This window comes from Okeania hirsuta (assembly GCF_003838195.1).
GTDB classification, from domain to species: domain Bacteria; phylum Cyanobacteriota; class Cyanobacteriia; order Cyanobacteriales; family Microcoleaceae; genus Okeania; species Okeania hirsuta.
The window spans coordinates 1-1,540 of the sequence record NZ_RCBY01000567.1 but is presented as its reverse complement, the minus strand read 5'-3'; the positions used below and the strand labels follow the sequence as shown (position 1 = coordinate 1,540).

Genomic DNA, 1,540 nt, shown 5'->3' with positions numbered 1-1,540 from the left:
CGTCCCTACTGTTTGAGTTGGTTACTTATCCATAGGTATTCATGGTTGAACCAACAGCATTTCAATCTCGATCTATTTGGAAGAAGGCTAGATCAAATCCTTGATTTTAGTCTACTCTATTAGTTAAAAATAGGGCCGCCGCCAGGGTTGCCTCCGCCGCCGCCAAACTCACCACCAGTAGCGCCGCGAGCAACGAAGCGAACAGCACAGTTGCTATTTTGTTGTTGCCCTTCCATCTGTGCAATTAAATTGCTGATTTGTTGTTTTTGCTCTGGGTTGAGTTGGCTATAGTTAAGACTTTTCATGGTTGTTTCCTTTTATTTGGTTATCTTTAATCACAACGATAATCTAAAAAAAAAACAAAAGCAATAGGAAGTTATAATTTTAATCAAATCTTCATCAAATCTTCATCAAACTAGGCTACATCTTCATCAAATCTTCATCAAACTAGGCTACTTTTCTCGGCGTTGCTGAAGCACGTGTATGATATTAATCCTAATTACTTAGGAGTCAACCCACCCGCGCGCCCCTCCCAGGAAGGGGAGTCAGGAGTCAGGAGGAGAGAGAATTACAAAGAACCTATCCCACTAATAAGATTTTTGCATGTTGATAGTTAAAAACGAAAAATCAAGCTTTTAAAACACATTTTACTTAAACAAATAAACTTGTTAAAAATAGTGGGATAGCTTCATCATAATTTGACTATTAATGGGATAGATTCTTATATTATCGGCAATTTATTCCCCCTGTTGCCTTCCGGAGCTGTTGCCTGTTGCCTGCGCACAGCGCTATATTAGACATCTCCTATAATAAAAAATAAAATCAATTATCACACTAGATATATCAATTATTTCCCCTCCTGGGAGGGGGAGGGGCGAGGGGTGGGTTCCCTACTGCCTACAGCAAAGCTGCCTACTGCCTATGGGTGGAGGAGATGTCTATTAGAATAGAAAGTATTGAGGGACAATGATAATTTTACCATTCCCACACTTTCTTGATACACTACAGAAAGATCCCAAATTTTTGCTCCGTTTCCAGTGTTCCCTCTTGAATTTACACCTACCACCTAAGAACTTGATGAACGCACTACCCGAGCGGGCGTGATACTAAGTGCAATTTCTACTCAACTTTTCATCCCTTTAAATCTATCTTTCGCTGACTCAAACGCTTCCTGCATCACACCTTGAATTTTCTCTGGATCTGGCTTTTTCCCTCCCATCAAATCTCCGAAATAAACACAGGCACTCTCACCTAACGCCCAAGTATATGCAGCAGTACCTCTACCTTTTGCGACAATGCCAGTATTAACAGCTTTACAAGTTTCCATGGTAGGTTTATTAGGAAATTTGTATGGGCAAACAATATCCCCATCTCAAGCAGGAGGAGTTGTTAGTGTGATTGGTGGGGGTTTTGTCGCTCAAGCAGTGGGGAGGGAGTTGATTAAATTTGTGCCTGGGTTCGGGAGCGCTATCGCTGCTTCTTGGTCTGCTGCATATACTTGGGCGTTAGGTGAGAGTGCCTGTGTTTATTTCGGAGATTT

At 41.5% G+C, this 1,540-nt stretch carries 2 protein-coding genes and 1 pseudogene; 1 reads left to right on the top strand and 2 read right to left on the bottom strand.

Translation table 11 applies throughout. The annotated features are described in order from the left end of the window. Positions 1-119 precede the first annotated feature (119 nt). Together D5R40_RS32900 and D5R40_RS32895 are read right to left on the bottom strand one after the other, a co-directional pair. Entirely contained in the window at positions 120-305 is a 186-nt protein-coding gene (locus D5R40_RS32900) for a hypothetical protein (protein WP_124155884.1), read from the bottom strand. Positions 306-1,123: 818 nt separating this feature from the next. After that, positions 1,124-1,327 (bottom strand): hypothetical protein, encoded by a 204-nt coding sequence (locus D5R40_RS32895; RefSeq protein WP_124155883.1) that lies wholly within the window; start codon positions 1,325-1,327, stop codon positions 1,124-1,126. On the opposite strand from D5R40_RS32895, the pseudogene D5R40_RS32890 reads away from it, so the two are divergent. Continuing rightward, a pseudogene (locus D5R40_RS32890) lies at positions 1,263-1,540 on the top strand (hypothetical protein); the annotation flags it as partial. The gene D5R40_RS32895 and the pseudogene D5R40_RS32890 sit on opposite strands and share 65 nt — an antisense overlap.